The organism is Petrotoga sp. 9PW.55.5.1, from assembly GCF_003265365.1.
Taxonomy (GTDB): domain Bacteria; phylum Thermotogota; class Thermotogae; order Petrotogales; family Petrotogaceae; genus Petrotoga.
Window position 1 is genome coordinate 43,401 of record NZ_AUPM01000046.1, and the last position, 21,114, is coordinate 64,514.

21 protein-coding genes, 1 tRNA gene and 1 riboswitch are annotated in these 21,114 nt (G+C 32.7%); of the genes, 4 read left to right on the forward strand and 18 right to left on the reverse strand.

Annotated features, from left to right (window positions below; all coding sequences use genetic code 11):
* Positions 1-13: 13 nt before the first annotated feature.
* Genes atpC through PW5551_RS06955 form a run of 10 tightly spaced genes read right to left on the reverse strand, consistent with a single transcriptional unit; the run spans position 14 to position 7,070 of the window.
* The gene (gene atpC / locus PW5551_RS06910) at positions 14-421 is read right to left on the reverse strand and encodes an ATP synthase F1 subunit epsilon (RefSeq protein ID WP_233488466.1); all 408 of its coding nucleotides are present in this window, start codon (positions 419-421) and stop codon (positions 14-16) included.
* A gap of 13 nt (positions 422-434) precedes the next feature.
* The gene (atpD, locus tag PW5551_RS06915; protein ID WP_113075060.1) at positions 435-1,838 is read right to left on the reverse strand and encodes a F0F1 ATP synthase subunit beta; all 1,404 of its coding nucleotides are present in this window, start codon (positions 1,836-1,838) and stop codon (positions 435-437) included.
* 11 nt (positions 1,839-1,849) lie between these two features.
* Positions 1,850-2,677, reverse strand: coding sequence for an ATP synthase F1 subunit gamma (gene atpG / locus PW5551_RS06920; RefSeq protein WP_113075133.1), 828 nt, complete (start codon positions 2,675-2,677; stop codon positions 1,850-1,852).
* Positions 2,678-2,692: 15 nt separating this feature from the next.
* Positions 2,693-4,207 (reverse strand): F0F1 ATP synthase subunit alpha, encoded by a 1,515-nt coding sequence (gene atpA / locus PW5551_RS06925; protein WP_113075061.1) that lies wholly within the window; start codon positions 4,205-4,207, stop codon positions 2,693-2,695.
* Positions 4,204-4,770, reverse strand: coding sequence for an ATP synthase F1 subunit delta (gene atpH, locus PW5551_RS06930; RefSeq protein WP_113075062.1), 567 nt, complete (start codon positions 4,768-4,770; stop codon positions 4,204-4,206). The genes atpA and atpH overlap by 4 nt, the downstream gene beginning before the upstream one ends.
* Positions 4,770-5,261: a F0F1 ATP synthase subunit B gene (atpF, locus tag PW5551_RS06935; RefSeq protein ID WP_113075063.1), complete on the reverse strand. Its 492-nt coding sequence runs from the start codon at positions 5,259-5,261 to the stop codon at positions 4,770-4,772. Before atpF ends, atpH begins: the two co-directional genes overlap by 1 nt.
* A 57-nt stretch (positions 5,262-5,318) precedes the next feature.
* Positions 5,319-5,609, reverse strand: coding sequence for a F0F1 ATP synthase subunit C (locus tag PW5551_RS06940; RefSeq protein WP_199562245.1), 291 nt, complete (start codon positions 5,607-5,609; stop codon positions 5,319-5,321).
* Between the two features lie 42 nt (positions 5,610-5,651).
* The gene (gene atpB, locus PW5551_RS06945) at positions 5,652-6,479 is read right to left on the reverse strand and encodes a F0F1 ATP synthase subunit A (RefSeq protein ID WP_113075064.1); all 828 of its coding nucleotides are present in this window, start codon (positions 6,477-6,479) and stop codon (positions 5,652-5,654) included.
* A 38-nt stretch (positions 6,480-6,517) separates the two neighbouring features.
* Positions 6,518-6,787: a hypothetical protein gene (locus PW5551_RS06950; protein WP_113075065.1), complete on the reverse strand. Its 270-nt coding sequence runs from the start codon at positions 6,785-6,787 to the stop codon at positions 6,518-6,520.
* Positions 6,788-6,791: 4 nt separating this feature from the next.
* Positions 6,792-7,070: an AtpZ/AtpI family protein gene (locus PW5551_RS06955; RefSeq protein ID WP_113075066.1), complete on the reverse strand. Its 279-nt coding sequence runs from the start codon at positions 7,068-7,070 to the stop codon at positions 6,792-6,794.
* A 202-nt stretch (positions 7,071-7,272) separates the two neighbouring features.
* Positions 7,273-7,390, forward strand: a riboswitch (SAM riboswitch).
* Between the two features lie 81 nt (positions 7,391-7,471).
* Here PW5551_RS06955 and PW5551_RS06960 point away from each other — a divergent pair.
* From PW5551_RS06960 to PW5551_RS06970, 3 genes are all read left to right on the forward strand, one after another.
* Positions 7,472-8,764, forward strand: coding sequence for an O-acetylhomoserine aminocarboxypropyltransferase/cysteine synthase family protein (locus tag PW5551_RS06960; protein WP_113075067.1), 1,293 nt, complete (start codon positions 7,472-7,474; stop codon positions 8,762-8,764).
* A 19-nt stretch (positions 8,765-8,783) separates the two neighbouring features.
* Positions 8,784-9,701, forward strand: a complete 918-nt coding sequence (gene metA / locus PW5551_RS06965; RefSeq protein ID WP_113075068.1) for a homoserine O-succinyltransferase — start codon at positions 8,784-8,786, stop codon at positions 9,699-9,701.
* Positions 9,702-9,854: 153 nt separating this feature from the next.
* Positions 9,855-10,955 (forward strand): BMP family protein, encoded by a 1,101-nt coding sequence (locus tag PW5551_RS06970; RefSeq protein WP_113075069.1) that lies wholly within the window; start codon positions 9,855-9,857, stop codon positions 10,953-10,955.
* A 76-nt stretch (positions 10,956-11,031) separates the two neighbouring features.
* On the opposite strand, the gene PW5551_RS10850 is transcribed toward PW5551_RS06970, so the two are convergent.
* Positions 11,032-11,259, reverse strand: coding sequence for an IS3 family transposase (locus PW5551_RS10850; RefSeq protein WP_370445931.1), 228 nt, complete (start codon positions 11,257-11,259; stop codon positions 11,032-11,034).
* A 183-nt stretch (positions 11,260-11,442) separates the two neighbouring features.
* Positions 11,443-14,334 (reverse strand): PolC-type DNA polymerase III, encoded by a 2,892-nt coding sequence (locus PW5551_RS06975; protein WP_113075070.1) that lies wholly within the window; start codon positions 14,332-14,334, stop codon positions 11,443-11,445.
* A 146-nt stretch (positions 14,335-14,480) separates the two neighbouring features.
* Between PW5551_RS06975 and PW5551_RS06980 the strand changes: the two genes are divergently transcribed.
* Positions 14,481-14,555: transfer RNA gene (locus PW5551_RS06980), tRNA-Val, on the forward strand.
* Between the two features lie 28 nt (positions 14,556-14,583).
* On the opposite strand, the gene PW5551_RS06985 is transcribed toward PW5551_RS06980, so the two are convergent.
* Genes PW5551_RS06985 through PW5551_RS07010 form a run of 6 tightly spaced genes read right to left on the reverse strand, consistent with a single transcriptional unit; the run spans position 14,584 to position 21,084 of the window.
* The gene (locus tag PW5551_RS06985; RefSeq protein WP_113075071.1) at positions 14,584-15,444 is read right to left on the reverse strand and encodes a deoxyribonuclease IV; all 861 of its coding nucleotides are present in this window, start codon (positions 15,442-15,444) and stop codon (positions 14,584-14,586) included.
* Positions 15,445-15,462: 18 nt separating this feature from the next.
* Positions 15,463-16,149 carry a YggS family pyridoxal phosphate-dependent enzyme gene (locus tag PW5551_RS06990; protein ID WP_113075072.1) on the reverse strand — a complete coding sequence of 229 codons (687 nt, stop codon included), beginning with the start codon at positions 16,147-16,149 and terminating at the stop codon, positions 15,463-15,465.
* Positions 16,142-17,197 (reverse strand): Holliday junction branch migration DNA helicase RuvB, encoded by a 1,056-nt coding sequence (ruvB, locus tag PW5551_RS06995; RefSeq protein ID WP_113075073.1) that lies wholly within the window; start codon positions 17,195-17,197, stop codon positions 16,142-16,144. Before ruvB ends, PW5551_RS06990 begins: the two co-directional genes overlap by 8 nt.
* A gap of 21 nt (positions 17,198-17,218) precedes the next feature.
* A complete protein-coding gene (asnS, locus tag PW5551_RS07000; protein WP_113075074.1) occupies positions 17,219-18,523 on the reverse strand; it encodes an asparagine--tRNA ligase in 1,305 nt (434 codons plus the stop codon).
* A 16-nt stretch (positions 18,524-18,539) separates the two neighbouring features.
* Positions 18,540-19,304, reverse strand: coding sequence for a Sir2 family NAD-dependent protein deacetylase (locus PW5551_RS07005; RefSeq protein ID WP_113075075.1), 765 nt, complete (start codon positions 19,302-19,304; stop codon positions 18,540-18,542).
* On the reverse strand, positions 19,297-21,084 hold the full coding sequence (locus PW5551_RS07010) for an ATPase (RefSeq protein ID WP_113075076.1): 1,788 nt from the start codon (positions 21,082-21,084) through the stop codon (positions 19,297-19,299). Before PW5551_RS07010 ends, PW5551_RS07005 begins: the two co-directional genes overlap by 8 nt.
* Positions 21,085-21,114 lie beyond the last annotated feature (30 nt).

Consider the following 21,114-nt stretch of genomic DNA (forward strand, 5'->3'; position numbering starts at 1 on the left):
TGGTCTAGAAAAATCACTTTCTTTTTGAAATGTTAACCCGTAAAAGATTTTTTTCAATCTTAGTTTGTAATTTGGCCTTTGTGAACTTATCTTGAGACTCTTTTAGTTCCTCTTCGGCTCTTTCCATAGCCCTTCTAGCTGTTTCTACATCAATATCTTCTGGTTTCTCAGCAGCTGTAGTTATTATTGACATTTCATCACCTGTCATTTCAACAACTCCTCCGTGAACCGCAAAAGATTCAGAAGAATTATCGCTTTTTTTTACCCTTACAGGCGCGATCTTTAAACTACTCACTATAGGCAAACGTTCCGTAAGAGTTCCCATGGAACCTTCTTTAGTAGTAAATTCAACATATTGAACTTCTTCTTCAAATTTTATCCCTTCAGGGGTTATAATTCTGAACTTGAAAATTTCTACCACCCGCCTTTAATGATCAAGCGTTCATCTTTTTAGCTTTTTCTACTGCTTCTTCTATAGTTCCAACCATATAAAAAGCATTCTCTGGTAAATCATCATATTTTCCTTCAAGGATTTCCTTAAAGCCTTTTATTGTATCTTCTATCTTCACATATTTCCCGGAATAATTTGAGAATCTTTCAGCAACAAAGAATGGTTGCGTCAAAAACCTTTGGATTCTCCTGGCTCTATTAACAATCTTTCTATCATCTTCAGATAATTCTTCTATACCCAAAATAGCGATTATATCTTGTAAATCTTCATATCTTTGAAGAACTTCTTTTACCTGACTTGCAACGTAATAATGGTCTTGACCTACAACATTAGGATCAAGCATCTTTGATGTTGAATCTAAAGTATCTACTGCAGGGTATAAACCTAATTCAGCCTGTTTTCTAGACAAATTAATATTGGCATCAAGATGAGCAAAAGTTGTGGCAGGTGCAGGATCAGTGAAATCGTCAGCCGGAACATAAATTGCCTGAACAGATGTAATTGAACCATCTCTTGTTGATGTGATCCTTTCTTGCAACTGCCCCATATCGGAAGCCAAAGTTGGTTGATAACCAACTGCCGATGGCATCCTTCCCAGTAAAGCAGAAACCTCCGAACCGGCTTGAACAAATCTAAAAATATTATCAATGAAAAGTAAAACATCTTTTTTCTGTTTATCTCTAAAATATTCAGAAATAGTTAAAGCAGTCAAAGGTACTCTAAACCTTGCTCCTGGTGGTTCGTTCATCTGCCCAAAAACAAGTACAGTACTATCTATAACCCCTGTTTCCTGCATTTCATTCCAAAGATCGTTCCCTTCTCTGGTTCTTTCTCCAACACCGGCGAAAACAGATATGCCCTGGTGTTCTTTTGCTATATTTCTAATAAGTTCCATAACAAGAACAGTCTTGCCTACACCAGCTCCACCAAAGAAACCTATCTTACCACCTCTTGGGAACGGAGCCAACAAATCTATACATTTTATTCCTGTTTCTAAAATTTCTATGGATGTATCTTGTTCGTTCAAGGTTGGAGGATCTCTATGTATCGGCCAAAACTCTTCCCCTTCAACTTCTCCTTTTTCGTCTATTGGATTACCTAATAAATTAAACATCCTTCCCAAAGTCTTGTCACCAACGGGAACTTTGATAGAATCTTGTGTGTTAATTACTTCTTGACCCCTTTTCAAACCATCGGTTGAATCCATAGCAACACATCTTGCCGTATCATCACCAATTAACTGCTCAACTTCTAGAATTATTTCTTCATTTGTATATTCATTCTTCACTTTTAAAGCATCGTACACGCTTGGTAATTGCCCTTGGGGAAATTTAACATCCACAACAGGACCAATAACACTTATTATTTTTCCTTTTTGTTCTTGCATCAAATTACCTCCTATTGCATATTCGCACCGTTAACAATCTCTATAAGCTCTTGTGTGATTGAAGCCTGCCTCTGTTTGTTATATTCAAGATTCAATTCTTCTATTAGATCATGTGCATTATCAGTAGCATTTTTCATCGCATTTTGTCTGGCATGTAATTCGCTTAACTTCGTTTCAAATAAAAAAGAATACATCTTGGAAAGAAGATATTGGTACGCCGCATCTTCAAACACTATTTCTTCTTCAGGTTCAAATTCATATCTTGAATCTATTTCAAAGATTTCATCAGGTATTGGAAGTAAATCATAACTCTTTGGTAGTTGAACCAAGGCATTCTTTAGCTCTCCGTATACTACCTTGACTTTTGAAATATTTTTATTTCTCATTATTTGAAATAGTGATTCTAAAAGATATTCAGCGTGATCAACCTTCGGAATATCAAAAAAGTTTAATTCTTTCTCTATAACGTTCTCTTTTTTTAATAAAGAGTAAGCTTTTGTTCCAAGTACAAAGTACCCCTTGAAATCATCTGTCTTTGACTTTACCCTCAAAGCCTCTTTAGGAATATCTGCTGGGAAAGATCCAGCTAGCCCCATATCTGGAGAGATAACAAAAATTAGTGTACCTTCGCCTTTTTTAACGTAAAAACTCTCTTCGTTTTTTGGGACTTTTTTTAGAATCTTTTCTGCATAGTTAGCATATTCTTTAACACCCCGAAACTGTTTTTGTATCTTATTTAGCCTTGCAGTAGCAACCATCTGCATAGCTCTAGTTATCTGCATAGTTGACTCAGTGGAAGCTATCCTTCTTTTTATGGCTCTTAAATTACCTCGACTCAACAATAATCACCACTCTTATTTGAAAACATTAAGGAATTTGGTAATCGTTTCATCCAACATCTTCTTTATTTCATCGGTTAAATCTTTTTTCTCTTTTATTTCACTTAATACTTCTGGATTATTTTCTTTAAGATACGCAAGAAATTGTTTTTCAAAATCGCCAATCCTTTCGGTGTCGATTTGGTCTAAATAACCTTCAGTAGCCGCATATATTACAACAACCTGATCTTCAATCTCCATCGGTGAATATTGAGGTTGTTTCATTAATTCCGTCAACTTTTCACCTTTTATTAACTGCTTTTTAGTTGCTTCATCAAGATCAGCTGCAAACTGTGTAAAAGACTCAAGCTCCCTATACTGAGCTAAATCTAATTTTAAAGAACCAGCTACCTTCTTCATTGGTTTTGTTTGGGCATCTCCACCAACCCTTGAAACAGACAAACCAATATTAACAGCAGGCCTTACACCAGCGTTAAACAAACCTGATTCAAGATATATTTGTCCGTCAGTTATAGAAATAACGTTTGTAGGAATATATGCTGAAATATCATTTGCTTGAGTTTCTATTATAGGTAGAGCTGTTAATGAACCATTACCATAATTTTCGTTTAACCTAGAGGCTCTTTCTAGTAATCTGGAATGAAGATAAAAAATATCCCCGGGGTATGCTTCTCTTCCAGGTGGCCTTCTGAGCAAAAGAGAAATTTCTCTGTAAGCTGCGGCATGTTTTGATAGATCATCATATATAACTAAGGCGTCCTTACCGTTAAACATAAAATATTCTCCTATTGCAGCTCCAGCGTAAGGAGCTATATACTGTAATGAAGCAGGATCTGAAGCATCAGCAGCTACAACAACAGTATAATCTAAGGCCCCAAACTTTTCAAAATTATCTATAGTTCTTGCTAAGGCAGAAGACTTTTGACCTATTGAAACATAAATACAAAAAACATCTTTACCTTTTTGATTTATAATAGTATCTATCGCAATTGCGGTTTTACCCGTTTGTCTATCACCAATTATCAATTCTCTTTGTCCTCTACCTATAGGAATTAAAGAGTCTAAAACTTTAAGTCCCGTTTGTAAAGGAGTATCTACAGATTTTCTTGTAACAACCCCCATAGACTTTCTCTCTAAAGGATAAAAATCATTCGTTTTTATTTCTCCTTTTCCATCAAGGGGTATCCCTAAAGGATTCACTACCCTTCCAAGCATAGCCTCTCCCACAGGCACTTCTATAATTCTATTGGTTCTAACTAGTTTGTTTCCTTCTTTTATATCTTTGTAATCTCCTAAAGTTATAATACCAACATTATCTTCTTCAAGGTTCATAGCTATACCATATACCTTTTCTCCTGCTGAACTTTCAATCTCCACTAATTCGTTTGTCATGACGTCTTTAAGACCATAGGCTCTAACTATCCCATCGCTAACTTGCATTACCCATCCAATCTCTTTAATTTCTCCACTTTCATAACTTTTTATTCGCTCTTCTATTACCTTTGTAAGTTCATCTGGATTAACTCTCAAAAAATGTCACCTCCACCAGTGGGTGCATAGGCAGATTGTATATTATCTAAAAAGCCTTTAACAGAGTAATCAAAAAACTTATCTCCAATATACAACTGCAACCCGCCTATAATTTCTTCTTCTATCTCTGTAATCAGTTTAATCTCTCTTCCTGTTTTGCTTTGAATAGCTTTCTTTATCTGATCAATTATATTTTTTGAAGCCTTCTTTGGAAGAATTAATCTTACTTCTACAACTCTTTCTCTTTCTAAATTTTGTTGATATAAAATATAAGAAATCAACGGTATCAAATTCTGTCTTCTTTTCTTTGCCAAAAATTCTAAAAATTTGACAAATATCTTCTCTTCAAACTCTGTTACTTCAACAAACTTTTTGACGATATAATCAGGTGATATAAGAGGACTATAAACCGTATCTCTTAAAGTTTCGTCCTCCTCTAAAACGCTTTTTAACTTCCTGAAGGCTTCAACATATTTATCTAAATTACCTATCTCTCCTATATCTTCCAAAGTTTTTATAAGTGCTTCAGAATATTTAGAAGCTAAAAAGTAAGAAGCTTTCATTACAATTCTCCTTTGTCTTTCAAACTATCTATAGCCCTTCTTATAATCTCTTCATTCTTTCTTTTATCTATCTGCTCTTTCAATATCATAGAAGAAATTGCTACAGCCAAAGAAACTATTTTTGTCTGCAATTCCCTAGAGGCCCTTTCCTTAATTTCTTCAGCCTCTTTTTCTGCCTTATCTAGAATATTCTTTCTTTGTTCATTTGCTTCTTGTTGAGCTGCCTTTACTATATTCTGAGCTTGTTCGTTAGCCTTTTCTATTATCTTTCTTCTTTCGTCATCTATCTCAGACAATCTTCTATCTAAATCTTCTTTTCCCTTTTGAGTTTCTAACCTAAGCTTTTCAGCCTCGTTCAAATTCTTTTCAACTTCTTGCTTTCTCTTGTCGGTCATATCAAAGTACGGCTTATACAACAACCTGTACATAAGTAGCATAAAAGCAAGAAAACCTAACAAATTAACTATTGAAGTTAAATTAAAAGATAACATAAACTCACCTCTTTGAGGAAAAACTAAAATTTCAAAAAAACATAAAAATATATAACACTATGGAAGAACAAACAATAAAATCAATGCTACAACTAATGAATAAAGCCCTGTGGATTCAGTAACAGCCATAGCCAAAAGCATTCTTGTTGTCAAGTTTCCGCTCATCTCTGGTTGCCTTGCCATAGCATCCATAGCGTGTGCGCCAACGTTACCTTCTCCAACACCTGGACCTATAGCCCCAATACCCATAGCAACACCTGCACCTAACAACTTACCTAAATAATACAAACCCCATCCAATAGCGCCACCTTCAGTAACCAAATTTTGAAGCATAGTAGCTAAATCCATTTTCTTTCCTCCTTAGCTTTTTTTATATTTATTTAAAAGTCTTTATTCTAACAATGAACCTATATATGCTATTGTCAACAAAGCAAAAACAAATGCCTGAATGAGCCCGATGAACCAACCAAAAAAGCCCCACAAAAAAACAGGTAGTAGAAAATACTTAAGCATATAGCTTATAATTAAAACAAGTATACCTCCCCCCATAATGTTACCAAACAACCTTAATGAATGGGAAATTGGTTTTGCTATCTCACTAATTAGGTTTATTGGAAATAGTAGTGGATTCGGTTCAAAAAAAGATTTGAGCCACTTCAAAACACCTTTCGCCCTTGCTGCATAAAAGTGGCTAATTACTAAAACCATTAAAGCGTAAGTTAAATTAACGTTTAAATCAGAGGTAGGCGTGTACCATGTGTTTGTAAACAATTGAACATTCAACCCATTCTCAACAGGGACAACGTCAATCCCTGGGATTCCACCTAAAACATTAGAAACAGCTATATACAAGAAAAAACTCATAGCAATTACGAAAGTAGATTTCCTATACTTAGGATTGGGAACTGAATCCTCAACCATTTCCCAAAAATAATCAAAAAAGGTTTCAACAGAAGCCTGTAATCTACCAGGAATTCTCTCCCAGCGAATACTTCTTGCGACTAAAAGTAAAAGTGTCATAACACCAAAAGACATAATCAATGTCATCGGATTTATTTGACCAAAGAAACCTCCGTCTCCGAAATAAACAATCCATCTATCCCCAACACCTTCTAAACTCATTTCAAAAACAAAAAAATTAACAAACCCTAAAACAATATAAGCTACAAAAAGAAAAATCAAAATCTTTTTTGATCTATCGTTAGACTCACTAGTCAAAAAAACACCTCCTCCAAAGATCAAATAAATTATTACCCTTATTTATACGAAATAAAAGGAACAATTTTCAAATTAAATAAACCAACAAAAGAAAGCATAAGGGCATAACCAGAATTAAAAGCAGCTACCCCCAATACAACCCCGTACAACAAATATCTCATATAAAAACCAGGAAGAACTTTCTTTGGTTTGGTACCAACAGTCATCTTTTTTATCTCTTCAGCTAGCGAATAAAAACCAATAATTGCTCCCAAACCTCCCCACAAAACCCATAAAGATTGAAAAGAAAAGAAAAAAGAAAAAAACACACACTCAATCACCGTTATTATTACTGTTTTTATCTCTATCTCTCTTAGCTTCTTTTTCAGCTCTCTCATGTTTCTCAACCTCTCTCAAAAGCTCCTTGATACCAGAATACAAACCCGACACAATACCCAAAAACATAAGAATAACCATCCAAATTTGTTGGCCAGTAAATTTATATATTAAATATCCTATCAAAAGACCAACAAATATATTTGACAAAACTATTACAGCAAAATAAATTACCATGTTCAAATAACTAAAAGAGCGTAAATCAAACCTCTTCACAGTATTGCCTCCAAAAAATTAACCTTAATAATTATACTATATAATACGTTACATTTTCAATAAAAATTCTCAGAAGATTTTAACTCTATGTTCTATGAGAAGTTCTACTTATATTAGCGAAAAACTGGAGAAGAACTTGAAAAAAAGAAATTTGCATGGTTGACTTTATTATAAAAATATGCTAGTATTTAGAAAATAAATATCCTTATCGAGAGCGGCTGAGGGACTGGCCCTATGAAGCCCGGCAACCTAACATAATATAGACATTTTATTATGATAAAGGTGCTAAATCCTGCGATAAGAAATTCGAGAGATAAGGAGAGGATATTAAAAATTTAAGACCTCTTTCTGTTTTCGAAAGAGGTCTTTTTGATTTTAAAAAACCAATTGGAGGGATTGTTATGGAAGAAAGAAAATATCATTTTGAAACTTTGATGGTTCATGCAGGGTATAAAGGAGATCCGACTACAGGAGCAAATGTTGTTCCAATATATCAAACTGCTTCGTACAATTTCAAGGATTCAGATCATGCTTTAAGACTCTTTAATTTGGAAGAATCAGGAAATATCTATACAAGAATAATGAATCCTACTACAGATATTTTAGAAAAAAGGATAGCAGCTTTAGAAGGAGGAGTAGGTGCGTTAGCTACATCATCTGGGCAAGCTGCAGAAACAATATCTGTCCTAAATATCTCAGAAGAAGGTGACGAAATACTTGCTTGCGGATCTTTATACGGCGGGACATTCACACTTTTTAAAAATACTTTGAGCAGACTGGGAAGAGAAGTTGTACTCTTTAAAGTTGATGATTTGAATGATTTTAAATCTAAACTAAATGTCAAAACAAAAGCCATTTATCTTGAAACTATTGGGAATCCCGAACTTTCTGTTCCTGATTTTGAAGCTATTTCAAAAATCGCTCATGAAAATGGAGTTGCTTTAATTGTTGATAATACATTTGCAACTCCATATTTATTTAAACCCTTTGAATTTGGTGCTGATGTTGTAGTACATTCTTTAACTAAGTATATGAATGGGCACGGTAATTCTATTGGAGGTATTATAGTAGATAGTGGAAAATTTGATTGGGGCAAAGGAAAATACCCTATGATAGCAGAACCGGATCCTGCATACCATGGTGTTAGCTTTTATGAAAGATTTAAAGAATCTGCCTATATAGCAAAAGCACGTTCTCAATGGCTAAGAGATTTAGGTAGCTCTATTAGTCCTTTTAATTCTTTTTTAATATTACAAGGCATAGAAACTTTAAGTTTGCGAATGGAAAGACATTGCTCTAACGCTATGAGTATAGCAAAATTTTTACAAAACGATAAAAGAATTAATTGGGTAAATTATCCAGGTTTAGAAAACAATACAACGTATAAAAACGCAACGAAATATCTTAAAAATGGTTTTGGTGGCATGGTTTCCTTTGGAGTAAAGGGGAAAGTGGAATCAGGTAAAAGATTCATTGAAAGTTTAAAGATTATTTCTCATGTAGCAAACGTTGGTGATGTAAGATCACTAGCAGTACATCCAGCTAGCACAACTCATGGACAGTTAAGTGAAGAAGAGCAACTGTTATCCGGAGTTTCGCCAGATATGATTAGATTGTCTGTTGGAATAGAAAACACCGAAGATTTAATCTGGGATATAGATCAAGCATTGGATCAAGCTATTAGATTAAGATAAAAATAAAGGAGGAACATAAGTGCCTATTAAAATACCTGAAAAACTACCCGCATTTGATACATTAAAAAATGAAAATATATTTGTAATGACTGAAAATAGAGCTATTCATCAAGATATTAGACCCTTAGAAATTGTTATTTTAAACCTCATGCCCGATAAGATAGCTACTGAAACTCAATTATTACGTTTATTAAGTAACACCCCTTTACAGATTAATATTGTCTTGTTGAGAATGATTTCCCATGATCACAAGAATGTCTCTGAAAAGTACCTTCAAACATTTTACCAATCATTTCCAGAGATAGTGCATAGGAAGTTTGATGGTTTAATCATCACCGGTGCCCCAGTAGAAACATTAAATTTTGAAGAAGTTGATTATTGGGAAGAGTTAAAAGAAGTTATGGAGTGGTCTAAAACCAATGTATTTTCCTCACTACATATTTGTTGGGGATCACAAGCCGGTTTGTATTTTCATTATGGAATAAATAAATACAAGGTTTCAAAAAAAATTTTTGGCGTTTTTCAGCATACTGTGGTTGAAAATAATTCTCCTTTAGTAAGAGGGTTTGATGATTTATTTTGGGTTCCACATTCCAGACACACTGAAATAAAAAGAGAGGATATAGAACCTATTAAGGATCTATTTATTTTAGCCGAATCTAAAGAAGCTGGAGTATATTTAATAGAGAAAAAAGGAGGAAGGCAAGTTTTTGTTACAGGCCATCCCGAATACGATCCTGAAAATTTAAAGAGAGAATACCATCGAGATATAAAAAAAGGTATGGATGTCGATATCCCAGTTCATTATTTTCCTCAAGATGATCCCATGAAAGATCCTGTTGTAAGGTGGAGAAGTCATGCATACCTATTATTCAACAACTGGCTCAATTACTGTGTTTATCAAGAAACACCATATAAGCTTGAAAATATTCAATAGAATTAGAAAGAACTATTTTTTAAGATAAATTTATAAAACTTTTTTTACCATATATCACAAAAAAATATTAAAACGCAATTAAATTTATATGTTATAATAAATATGCAAAACTCTTTTCTTCATTACTAACTTTTTCAAAGGAGGTAAAAACTAATGAAAAGGTTTTTAGCAATGATTTTTATTATGATTTTGTTAATCTCTACATCCTTAGCATTTAAAGTAACAATGGTTACAGATGTAGGTGGCCTAGGAGATAAATCTTTCAATGATGGTACTTGGGAAGGAGTACTAAGAGCAAAAGACGAATTGGGAGTCGAGATAGCTGTTGTTCAGTCTTCTGAGCAAACAGATTATTTACCCAACTTATCAAACGCAGCTAGAAATTCAGATGTGGTAATAGCTGTTGGTTTTATGATGACTGATGTTCTATTCAACGTGGCACCTCAATTCCCCGATGTATATTTTGTCGGAATAGATATTGAACCATCACCAGGTCAGGTAGTGCCCTCAAATGTTGTTTGTTATGTTTTTAATGAACACGAATCTAGTTTTCCAGCAGGGTATTTGGCAGCTATGATGACTAAAACAGGAACAGTAGGATTTATTGGAGGAGTGCCAGTGCCTGCAGTTACAAAATTTGAAGCAGGTTTTATAGCCGGGGTTAAAACTTATAACGAACTCCATAATACTGATGTAAAAGTTATTTCAGGATATGCCAACACTTTTAACGATCCCGCTCTAGGTAAAAATTTGGCTTTAACACAAATGGATAACGGCGCTGATATAGTTTTCCATGCTGCAGGTCCAACTGGTAATGGGGTTATCGATGCTGCTAAACAGAGAGGATCGAATCTTTTTCAATTACCAGATAATGCGCCTTTGGAAAATATTATTGATAAATATTTTGAGTTAGAAAGAGGATTCTTTGCTATAGGAGTGGACGTTGATCAAGATTATATGGCCCCTGGCTATGTACTTACAAGTTCTATGAAAAGAGTTGACACAGCCGCTTTTGAAGGTATACAAAATGCCATGTCAGTAAGAACTTTTCAATCAGGTGTTTATAGACTTGGTCTGAAAGAAAATGGAGTAAGTATATCTCCTATGAAATACACAAGAAGCATGGTCCCAATTAGATACTTTGTAGAAATTGAATACCTTAACAAACTTATAAGGGAAGGACAATTGTTAATACCAACTGATCCTGCTAAAGTCGGTTCTTTTGAAATACCAGATATCACTTTCCCATATTAAAAGTTTGAGATAATCTACATAAATTCCCCTTCATGTGAACTGCCCCATGTCAAGTAGACACAAAAATTAATAAAAACTATATACATTTGGATGCTTGGTTTCTGAACTCAACAGGAGCCAAGCATCCGAGTTTTTTCTGGAACCTACGGTTGTTATAAAATCGGTTTAATTCCCCTTCCTCGAAGGGGTGGATGCAGCGTTTTATGCTGCAGACGGGGTAGTCACTCTTTAATTTGCTTTTAACAAATTGAAAATCCAATTCAAAAGCAACTACCCCGTCTGTGACAATAATCGTCACAGCCACCCCTTCAAAAAGGGGAATTAAACCTCCAAAGTAGTTTTGTAATTTTTATTAATTACGTGTCTACTTTGGAGGTATCATATCATAGAAGGGGAATTTATGTTTAATTCAAAATCAGCTCTCTTTCTTGTGACCACACCCCAGCCGCGATAAAAACTTCACATCATATCCTCTCAAGAAGAGAATTCAAAGTGTAATTATTTCATCAATATATACTTGTTTTTCTCTTTTTTTTGTTATTTTTTCAGCACTTTTATCACCTATATTTTTAACTTTTTTTAGAGGAATTCTTAAATATCTTCCTTCTATTTTAAAGGTATTTGCTTCACTTTTGTAAAGATCAGCTCTTAAAAAATCATATCCTCTTTTTCTCATCTCATAAGCGGTTTTAAGTGTGGAATAAAAATTAGATTCTTCATAATTGTGCTGATATTCGTTTTTTGATAATTTTTTTATTTCGTTTAGTGTTGAATCTTCATCCATTATTATATCGATATCAAAAAATCTTCCTCTAACTGTGAAGTATACACTGTAAAATTCAAGTGGATAGTAAAGCTTATAATATGCTATCTTATATGCCATTATCATATAAGCGATTGCGTGAGCCTTTGGGAATAAATAATGAATTTTTTTTAGAGAATCAAGGTACCAGTTTGGAGCTTTTGAATTTTTTATCGCATTTAACTCTTCATCTGTAAGTGCCTTACCTTTTCTTACTTTTTCCATAATTTGAAACGCTGTTTTAGCTTCTACACCGAAGTGCTCCAACATGATTAATATGTCATCTCTGCAACTAACGATTTGTTTTATATCTGCCATGTTTTTAAAAACTATTTCCCTAGCGTTATTGAACCATATATTTGTACCATGAGCCAGTGAGTTAGTTCTACATAGGTCGTAGAAAGTTTTTGGTTTTGTTTCACTGAGCATTTTATGAGAAAACGGTGTCCAGACTTCTGGAACTCCCAGAGTTCCTATTTCCGTGTTTATATCAGAAAGATCTACACCAAGTTCTTTTGTGGAAGCAAAGAGCGAAAGAACCTTCTCATCATTCATCGTTATATTGTTATAATTATAATCTGTTAAGTCTCTAAGCATTTTTAAAAAAGTTGGGCCATCATGAGATAAAACATCTATTTTCAAAAGATCATTTTCTAAGACTTTAAAGTCATAGTGAGTAGTAACGATTCCTATTTCTGGGGAGTTAGCTGAGTATTGATATGGAGTAAAATCATGAACATCATACTCTTTTGGAATTACTATCATTGCTGAAGGGTGCTGACCTGTATTCAATTTTACTCCTTTGATTCTTTGGGAAACCCATATTAGTTGTGCTAAATTCATCTCTTCGTTTTTGAAATAGTTGTAGGCAATTTTTAAAGCATTATATCTCGATATTGTACTTATTGTTCCTGCTTTGTAGCAGCGGTCTTGTCCAAACTTTTTTTCCAAAAATCTTTGCATTTCGTTGAAGATATCGGCAGAAAAGTTAATGTCTATATCTGGGATCTTTTCTCCGGAGTATCCCATGAAAACTTCAAAACTGATGTTATGACCATCCGAACTTAAAATAAAATCGCATTTTGGGCATCCTTTTTCTTTTAAATCAAATCCACTCAAATTAAGATCTTCACTGAATTCTATATAGCCACATCTTCGACAGTAATAATGCGGAGGTAGTGGATTAACTTCTGTTATACCTAAAAGGAAAGCCACAAAAGAAGATCCTACTGAACCTCTTGATCCTATAGGGTATCCAATTTCAAGTGATTTCTTTGCCATTTCTGCTGATGTAAGAAATATTACTGAGTATCCATTTCCTATTATGCTGCTTAATTCCTTTTCAATTCGTTCAATAATTTTATGATGTAATTTTTCACCATATATCTTTTTAGCGTTTAAATATACCGTTTCTTTCAAGTTTTTATCGATTTTAGGAATTTTTGGCACTTTCAACTTAAAATCAAAAGGTGCAATTTGTTCTATCTCATCTGCAATTTTATTTGTATTTTTTACTACTATTTCTTTGGCTATCCCTCTTTTTTTGAAAATTTTAATGGCTTCATCCAACATTTCCGAGGTATTTCTTAAATAGTTTATATTTTGACTAGGTTTTTTTGGATTGTTTTTGTTAGAGGTTCCAATTATCATGGCATCTAGATATTCTTTATCTTCTTTCATTAAATAATGTACATCTCCAGACATTACAAGAGGTTTTTTAAGATTTTTAGAAAGTTTATATATTGTATTAGAAAAATCAATTATTTTAGATCTTTTTAAGTTTAAATCGTTGTAGCAATCTATTGGGAAAATTTCTATATAATCAAAAAAAGAAATCCAATCATTTAAATTATCTGATGGAAGATTGTTTAAATAGCTGTACAACAAAAATCCATCCAATGAAGAACCAATCAACAACCCTTCCCTTAAGTTTTTTAAATCAGAAAACGATATTACCGCTTTTTTATTTACAACGTTCATATGAGATATAGTTATTATTCTGTATAGATTTTTTAATCCTTCTTTATTTTTAACCAATACGTTTATGTTTTTTGTTATACCTTTTTTCCCTTCATGTACGTTCAATTCACACCCGAATATCGCTTTAATTCCTTTCTTTTTTGCATATTCGTAAAAATATGGAATAATATGAATATTTTCATTATCGGTTATAGCGACCGCTTTTTGCCCATAATAAGAAATTTGGTCCACTAACTCTTGCATATCTAAAATTGAAGTTTTTGTACTCATCTTTGAATGCGTGTGAAGTTCAACTCTTTTATCAACAGAAAGATCATGGTTTATTATTGGAACCGCTGGTTTTATTTTTTCAATATTTAAATAAAAAGTTCCTAATTCGATATCGTATTCTAACCTACCTTCAAATCTAAACCATTTGCCTTTTGTTAATTCATTTTCGGATTTACAAATAAAAGAATAAGTGTAATCAGTTATAATTAGGGAATAAATACCTTTATTTTCCTCAATACGGAATATCTTACCTTTTATGCTTATTTGCTTATTTTGAAACTCAGATTCCCTACCTTTTATCTCTAAAAGATTTTCAAAACAGTACATATATGTCCCCCTTTATTATACATATATATATTATTATACATAATTTTACTTACAATGTCTAGAAATTATAAAAATTTTTATAAAAATTTAAAGGGGATTTTTTAATTGACAAGTTCTGAAGTTATGTTGTATAATATAGAAAGATTGGGCGCTTAGCTCAGTGGGAGAGCGTCTGCTTCACGCGCAGAAGGCCGTAGGTTCAAACCCTACAGCGCCCACCAAATAAAAAAGAGGCTTAAAGCCTCTTTTTTATTTTTTCAAACCTTCAAAAATTTCTTTTATAGTTTTTATGTCTTGACTGTGTTCTGGATCGTCTCCAGGTGTTTCTAATAGCAGTGGAAGTTTATTGAACTCGTTAAAAGAAAGAAAGGTTTCGAATCCTTTTCTTCCGATGTATCCTTTTGCGATAAATTCATGCCTATCTTTTCCTGCCCCAACTTCATACTTTGAATCGTTTAAATGTATCATTTTTAATTTCTCTAACCCCATATTCCTTTCAATATCGTTGATTAATCTTTTCACATCATCTTTTTCTCTTATATCATAGTTTGAGTCAAAACCGTGACATGTGTCGTAAGTTATTCCCAGCCTTTCTTTCCAGTAAGAAGTGTTTATTATTTTTCCTAATTGCTCCATTGAATAACCTATATTAGATCCTTTTTTAGCAACGTTTTCTAATAAAACTATAACGTTGGTAGCTTCTACTTCTTTAAAGATTAAATCTAACGCTTTGAGTATTCTATTTATCCCAAATTCTTCTCCTTCATTTAAATGACTGCCAGGATGAAAATTATAGTGAATTATCCCTAAATCATTTGTTGCTTTAATTTCTTCTATCATCGTTTTTATTGATTTTTCCCATACATCTTCCTTGGGAGAAGCTAAATTTATTAAATAACTAGAATGAACTAAAACATCTTCAAAATTAATGTTTAATTTATTCATATTTTCTTTGAACCCTTTTACATCATTTTCTTTTAACTTTGTTATCCGCCATACTCTTGGTGAATGAGTAAAGATTTGGAATGTATTTCCACCGATATTTATTGTAACTTCAGGCACTTTGCTGAATCCTTTAGATATTTTCATGTGCGCACCAATTTTTAGCATGATATCACTCCTATAAAACTAGACTCGTTTTCCAAAAATTCTAGTTCCTATCCTTAAGAATGTTGCCCCTTCCTCAATAGCTATTTTATAATCGTTGGTCATCCCCATTGATAATTCTTTTATTGACGGATAACTTTTAATTAAATCATTTTTTATCTCTCTCAATGTTGAAAATGTATTTCTTATAATGTTTGTATCCTTTGTAAAAGGAGCCATTGTCATAAGCCCAACTACTGAAATGTTTTTATAGGTTGTAGCCATTTCCAAAAAGTCTTTTAATTGATGTGGAGTTAATCCTGCTTTACTTTCTTCCCCAGATACATTCACTTCTAAAAATATTTTTTGTGTTTTTTTTATTGATTCTACCCTTTTTTGTATTTCGTCTAGCTCTTTTTTTCTACAAACAGAATGTATGTATTCTGCAATAGGAACTATGTATTTAATTTTATTAGTTTGAATTCTTCCCAAGAAATGCCAAGTTATATTTAAATCTTTTAATTGTTTGCATTTATCTATTAATTCTTGAGCCTTATTTTCTCCAAAATCTATTTGTTCAACATCGTAAATACTTTTTATATATTCTGATGGAAAATTTTTGGAAACTGCTACCAGTGTGATTTCATCTTTATTTCGTCCACATTTTTCTGATATTTCTTTTATTTCTTTTTTTAAAGAAAGATAATTTTCTATTAAAAAGTTACTCATCAACTTCACTCCATAAACTTATGTTCTGTTTTTCAGTTTTAAAGGGATAATTTAACCTTTGATAAGCTTTTTTTGTAGCAACCCTTCCACGAGGAGTTCTTATTATAAATCCAGATTGTAATAAAAAGGGTTCGTACACTTCGCTTATTGAATCTGGTTCTATTCCAATAGAAGAGGCTAAAGCGTTTATTCCTACAGGTCCACCTTCGTAGTTTTCTATTATGGTTCTTAAAATCTTTCTATCCATTTTATCTAAACCATCTTCGTCCATTTCTAACAATTTCATCGTACTGTACACATCTTCAACTTTTATAATCTTTTTTTTAGAAACTTGGACATAATCTCTTACCCTTCTGAGTAGACGATTTGCTATTCTAGGTGTTCCTCTAGATCTTTCTGCCAAAACAATTGAAGCCTCATCTTCTATTTCTATGTTAAGTAAATCAGAGCTTCTTTTGATAATTTGGGTTAAATCCTCGGGAGTGTAAAAATCAACCTCTAATATTATTCCAAACCTACTTCTTAATGGGGGAGCTATAAGTCCCAACCTTGTCGTTGCTCCAACTAATGTGAAAGGTTGTAAATCTATTCTTATAGACCTCGCTGATGGGCCTTTGCCTATTACTATATCAAGTTGAAAATCTTCCATTGCTGAATACAATATCTCTTCTACTGTTCTATTCAGCCTATGGATTTCGTCTATAAATAATATGTCTCCCTTTTCCAAGTTAGTTAAAATAGCAGCAAGATCTCCTGCTTTTTCTATCACAGGACCACTGGTTATTTGAAGGTTAGCACCCATTTCATTAGATATTATGTATGCAAGTGTGGTCTTGCCTAAACCTGGAGGTCCAGCTAAAATAATATGGTCCATAGCTTCTTTTCGAATTTTTGCAGCTTGGATAGCTACTTTTAACTTTTCTTTTATGTTTTTTTGACCTATGAATTCTTCTAAATAATTTGGTCTTAATTTTTTTGCACCATAATCTTCATTTGTTTGAGATGGATCAATTATTCTTTTCTGACTAGTGTTGGTATTTTCTGACATTAAAAAAACTCCTTTGACAAGTTAAGGATATACTCTATATAATGTTCTTGCAAATGGGATTGCTTCTCTTATATGCTCTAATCCACATATCCATGCTACTGTCCTTTCTATTCCAAGACCAAATCCACTATGAGGAACACTTCCGTACTTTCTTAAGTCTATATACCATTGATACTGATCAACGGGCAAATTAAATTCTTTTAATCTTTCTATCAGTAAACTTTCTTCCCAAATCCTTTCAGACGCTCCTATAATTTCACCATATCCTTCAGGAGCTAGTAAATCATCACATAATACTACATCAGGATTATCTTCATCAGGTTGCATGTAGAAGGCTTTAGCTCTTCGGGGGTACTTTTCTATAAAAACGGGTTTCTCAAACTGAGATGCTATGGTGCTTTCTTCATCAGCTCCAAAGTCTTCTCCCCATTTTATGTCAAATCCTTTTTTGTTTAAGAACTTGATAGCATCTGTATAGGTTAATCTTTCAAATGGAACTTCTATCTTTTGGAGTCTGTCAATATTTCTACCAAGTTCAGTTAGATTTTCATTGGCATTTTCTAAGACTCTTTTTACAATAAAGGAAACGAGTTCTTCCTGTAATCGTATATTATCATCATGCTTGTAAAAAGCAACTTCTGCTTCATTCATCCAAAATTCTATCAAATGTCTTCTGGTTTTTGATTTTTCTGATCTGAATGTAGGCCCTAAGTTATAAACTTTTCCTAAAGACATTGCTGCCGCTTCCAAATAAAGTTGTCCAGTTTGAGCTAAATAAACTTCTCCATAGTCAAAGTATTCAAGTTTAAAAGTATTTCCAGCTGACTCACCTATAGATCCTGTAAAAATAGGAGTATCAATTAGTGTAAAATCATTGTTGTTATAAAAATCTCTTATAGCTTTTAGTATTTCATTTCTAACTTTTAATATATGAAACTGTCTTCGAGATCTTATCCATAGATGTCGATTATCCATCAAAAAATCTATACCATGGTCTTTTTTTGATATGGGATAGTCTTCATTTGGTTCGTGAATTATTTTGAATGATGTTACGTGTAATTCGACGTTTTTAGAGGATCTTTCGTCTTTTTTTACAACACCTTCCAATATAATACTACTTTCCATCTTGATCTTTCTGATTCTTTCAAACGCCTCATCATCGAAATTCTTTTTTTCAACAACTCCTTGTACAATCCCTGTCCCATCTCTTAATTGAAGAAATGCAATTTTTCCACTACTTCTTTTATTCCATACCCATCCTCTAAATTCAACAACCTGTTCTATATGTTCTTTAAAATCTTTTATATAAACCCATTGTGGATCCATTAAACACCTCCGACTTTTATTTCTTTTTTAATTTATTATACTCGTCAGCAACTTCTTTAAAAAAAGTATCTAGTTCTTCATTTACAATGAAGGCTAATTTTTCTTCAGTCAGGTACCAATTTGACACTTCTCCTTTATTAACAACAATTACCTTTCCTTTTGTTAAAGAGGGTAACATAGCAGCGGGAACAACTGCTAAGGAAGATCCTAGAACCAGTACTAAATCAGAATGCTTCATCAAATTTTCTGATTCGGTTAAATATTTAACAGGTTCTCCAAAAAAAACTAGATCAGGTTTTATAACTTCTCCACATTTATCGCATTTTGGAATTTCTTCTATTTCAATTTTCTGATAAATCTCTTGTTGTGAATATTCTTTTTGACATTTTATACAATGATTTTTCCAACAACCACCATGAATTTCATATACCTTTTTTGAACCAGCCTTTTGATGCAATGAATCGATGTTTTGAGTAACTATTCCTTTTAATTTCCCGTCTATCTCTAGTTGAACTAAAAATTTATGTGTGAAGGTGGGTTCGGCTTGAGTAATATAATTTAGAAATTTTTTATGAAATTTATAAAATAAAGAAGGATCCTTATAAAAATAATCTATGTCAAAAATTTTTTCTGGATTATCTATCTCCGCTTTTTTATAAATGCCATTGGGACCTCTAAAATCAGGTATTCCTGCATTTGTTGACATCCCTGCTCCACTTAATACCGCAATTGAATTAGATTCAATTATTAGTTGAGCCGTTCTTTTTACTAAATCATTCATTTTTTTCGCCTTTCAAAAATTTTAAAAGATTTTGAGCTGCTATTAAAGGTCCATCTTCTTCATAACCAGTTATTCCCAATTGCGTACGAAGAACGCCAACTTTTACATTAGAATTGATCATTGTTTCCATAAAAGATCTGGCAATTTTTTCATGTTTTTCTTTCCTTTGTATCGCACCAAATGGGTTAGCAAAATAGCTGTATGTCAAACCTTTTTCGGCAGTTGTACCCTTAGCCATTCTGGCACCTTTTGAAAATATATCAAGGGCTTTTTCTACATCATCAAAAAATTCTATTACTGGTTTATTTTCATCTATTTTTTCGTAGTTATTAGCATAAAAAAAGTAATTAATCTTTGTTGGTTTTATAATATCTTCATAGTTAGAATAAGGTACTATAACACGTGCATTTATTTCATTGGGATTCATAAATATACTTCTGTCCATGGCAGAATACGCATATCCTGGTTGCAAATCATCGAGTCTTACAAAAGCCCCAGTCTCTGTACCATACGCTACAACTGTACCATCCCCTAAAATATCTAAAGAACCCATATCATCTATGAGTATATTCACCTCTGAAACTTGTTTCTTTATCCTGTTTAATGCATCTAAGGTTTCTGATTTTCCTGCTCCACTATCGCCAATTATCATTACGTTATAACTTTTTCCATCTCTTAATTTTATCTCAGCCAAGGCTCCGTGTATAGGAAGTCTGTCTTCATCGATAACGATTAAATTATGAATGGTTAATATCATCTTTTTCATATATCCAAAATAATCAATTGACGGATCGTTACCTACTAATCCTACATATGTTCCGTCGTTTTCTTTATAAATTATTCCATTATAGTCTTCTTCATTTTCAAAAAAAGATTTGTCTATGCCCAATATATAAATTCCATCTGGTTTAACTTCTTCTAAAATTTCAAAATTCGCAAACTCAAAAAGGTTTGCCAATCCAGTTGCTAAAGCAAAATATTCTTTGTAAACAACGACAAATATTAATTTGTCATTTACATGAATTGGAAATACAATCCAATCATCTGGATTATCTATGTTAATTTTATCGAGAATTGGTTTATCTACTACTTTAAAAATCCCTCTTCTTTTATTTGATTGTGTATAAAATATAACAGGAGGTTCTAAAACTACGCTCCAAACAAAACTCATATCGTACAAAAAATCTGCATTCTTTATTTTAATGTCTTCTTTAAATTGAGGTTTATCGACAATAAACCCTGCTTGCGCTCCACTTGGTAGTTGTCTTAGAACTTTGACTCTAGAAGCAGAAATATTAACCATAATCTGTCTGTAAACGCTTAAAACTAAACTTTTTAAATCCGAGTTATTTTTTACAAGAGATATCTGCTTATGAATTCTCTTTTTTGAATCATGACTGAAGGAATCTGTTTTTGTCATAAATCTATGCTTAGAACGCCATAAGTTGAAAGTATCTTCTACAAACAATGCGAGAATTTCTCTGTATGCCCCTAACTTTGGAAAACTGAAATATGAAGATTCATCAAGGTGATCCAAAGTGTTTATAGATAAGGCAAGCAGAAGTTGCCTTATTTGTTCTATATCATACTTTTCTTCAATTTCTTGTTGTTGTTTGTTTTTTAAAAATAATTGAAAAAAAGGATATAACGTATTATTTGTTTCTTCAGCATCATGAATTAATTCTATAATTATTTTTTTCAATGATTCAGAATTCAAAATCTGAGAAATGTTGCTGTAAGAAACTTCCCCTGGAATTAATACCGTTCTTTCATTAATCATTTAAACCCTCCCTTTCGAGCTTTAAATTCA

What these genes read in the sequence shown, in the direction of transcription:
- atpD (WP_113075060.1), bottom strand. Translation starts at nt 1,838, where the DNA reads ATGCAAGAACAAAAAGGAAAAATAATAAGTGTTATTGGTCCTGTTGTG.
- atpH (WP_113075062.1), bottom strand. Translation starts at nt 4,770, where the DNA reads ATGAAAGCTTCTTACTTTTTAGCTTCTAAATATTCTGAAGCACTTATA.
- atpF (WP_113075063.1), bottom strand. Translation starts at nt 5,261, where the DNA reads ATGTTATCTTTTAATTTAACTTCAATAGTTAATTTGTTAGGTTTTCTT.
- PW5551_RS06940 (WP_199562245.1), bottom strand. Translation starts at nt 5,609, where the DNA reads ATGGATTTAGCTACTATGCTTCAAAATTTGGTTACTGAAGGTGGCGCT.
- PW5551_RS06960 (WP_113075067.1), top strand. Translation starts at nt 7,472, where the DNA reads ATGGAAGAAAGAAAATATCATTTTGAAACTTTGATGGTTCATGCAGGG.
- PW5551_RS06970 (WP_113075069.1), top strand. Translation starts at nt 9,855, where the DNA reads ATGAAAAGGTTTTTAGCAATGATTTTTATTATGATTTTGTTAATCTCT.
- PW5551_RS06975 (WP_113075070.1), bottom strand. Translation starts at nt 14,334, where the DNA reads ATGTACTGTTTTGAAAATCTTTTAGAGATAAAAGGTAGGGAATCTGAG.
- PW5551_RS06985 (WP_113075071.1), bottom strand. Translation starts at nt 15,444, where the DNA reads ATGCTAAAAATTGGTGCGCACATGAAAATATCTAAAGGATTCAGCAAA.
- PW5551_RS06990 (WP_113075072.1), bottom strand. Translation starts at nt 16,149, where the DNA reads ATGAGTAACTTTTTAATAGAAAATTATCTTTCTTTAAAAAAAGAAATA.
- ruvB (WP_113075073.1), bottom strand. Translation starts at nt 17,197, where the DNA reads ATGTCAGAAAATACCAACACTAGTCAGAAAAGAATAATTGATCCATCT.
- asnS (WP_113075074.1), bottom strand. Translation starts at nt 18,523, where the DNA reads ATGGATCCACAATGGGTTTATATAAAAGATTTTAAAGAACATATAGAA.
- PW5551_RS07005 (WP_113075075.1), bottom strand. Translation starts at nt 19,304, where the DNA reads ATGAATGATTTAGTAAAAAGAACGGCTCAACTAATAATTGAATCTAAT.
- PW5551_RS07010 (WP_113075076.1), bottom strand. Translation starts at nt 21,084, where the DNA reads ATGATTAATGAAAGAACGGTATTAATTCCAGGGGAAGTTTCTTACAGC.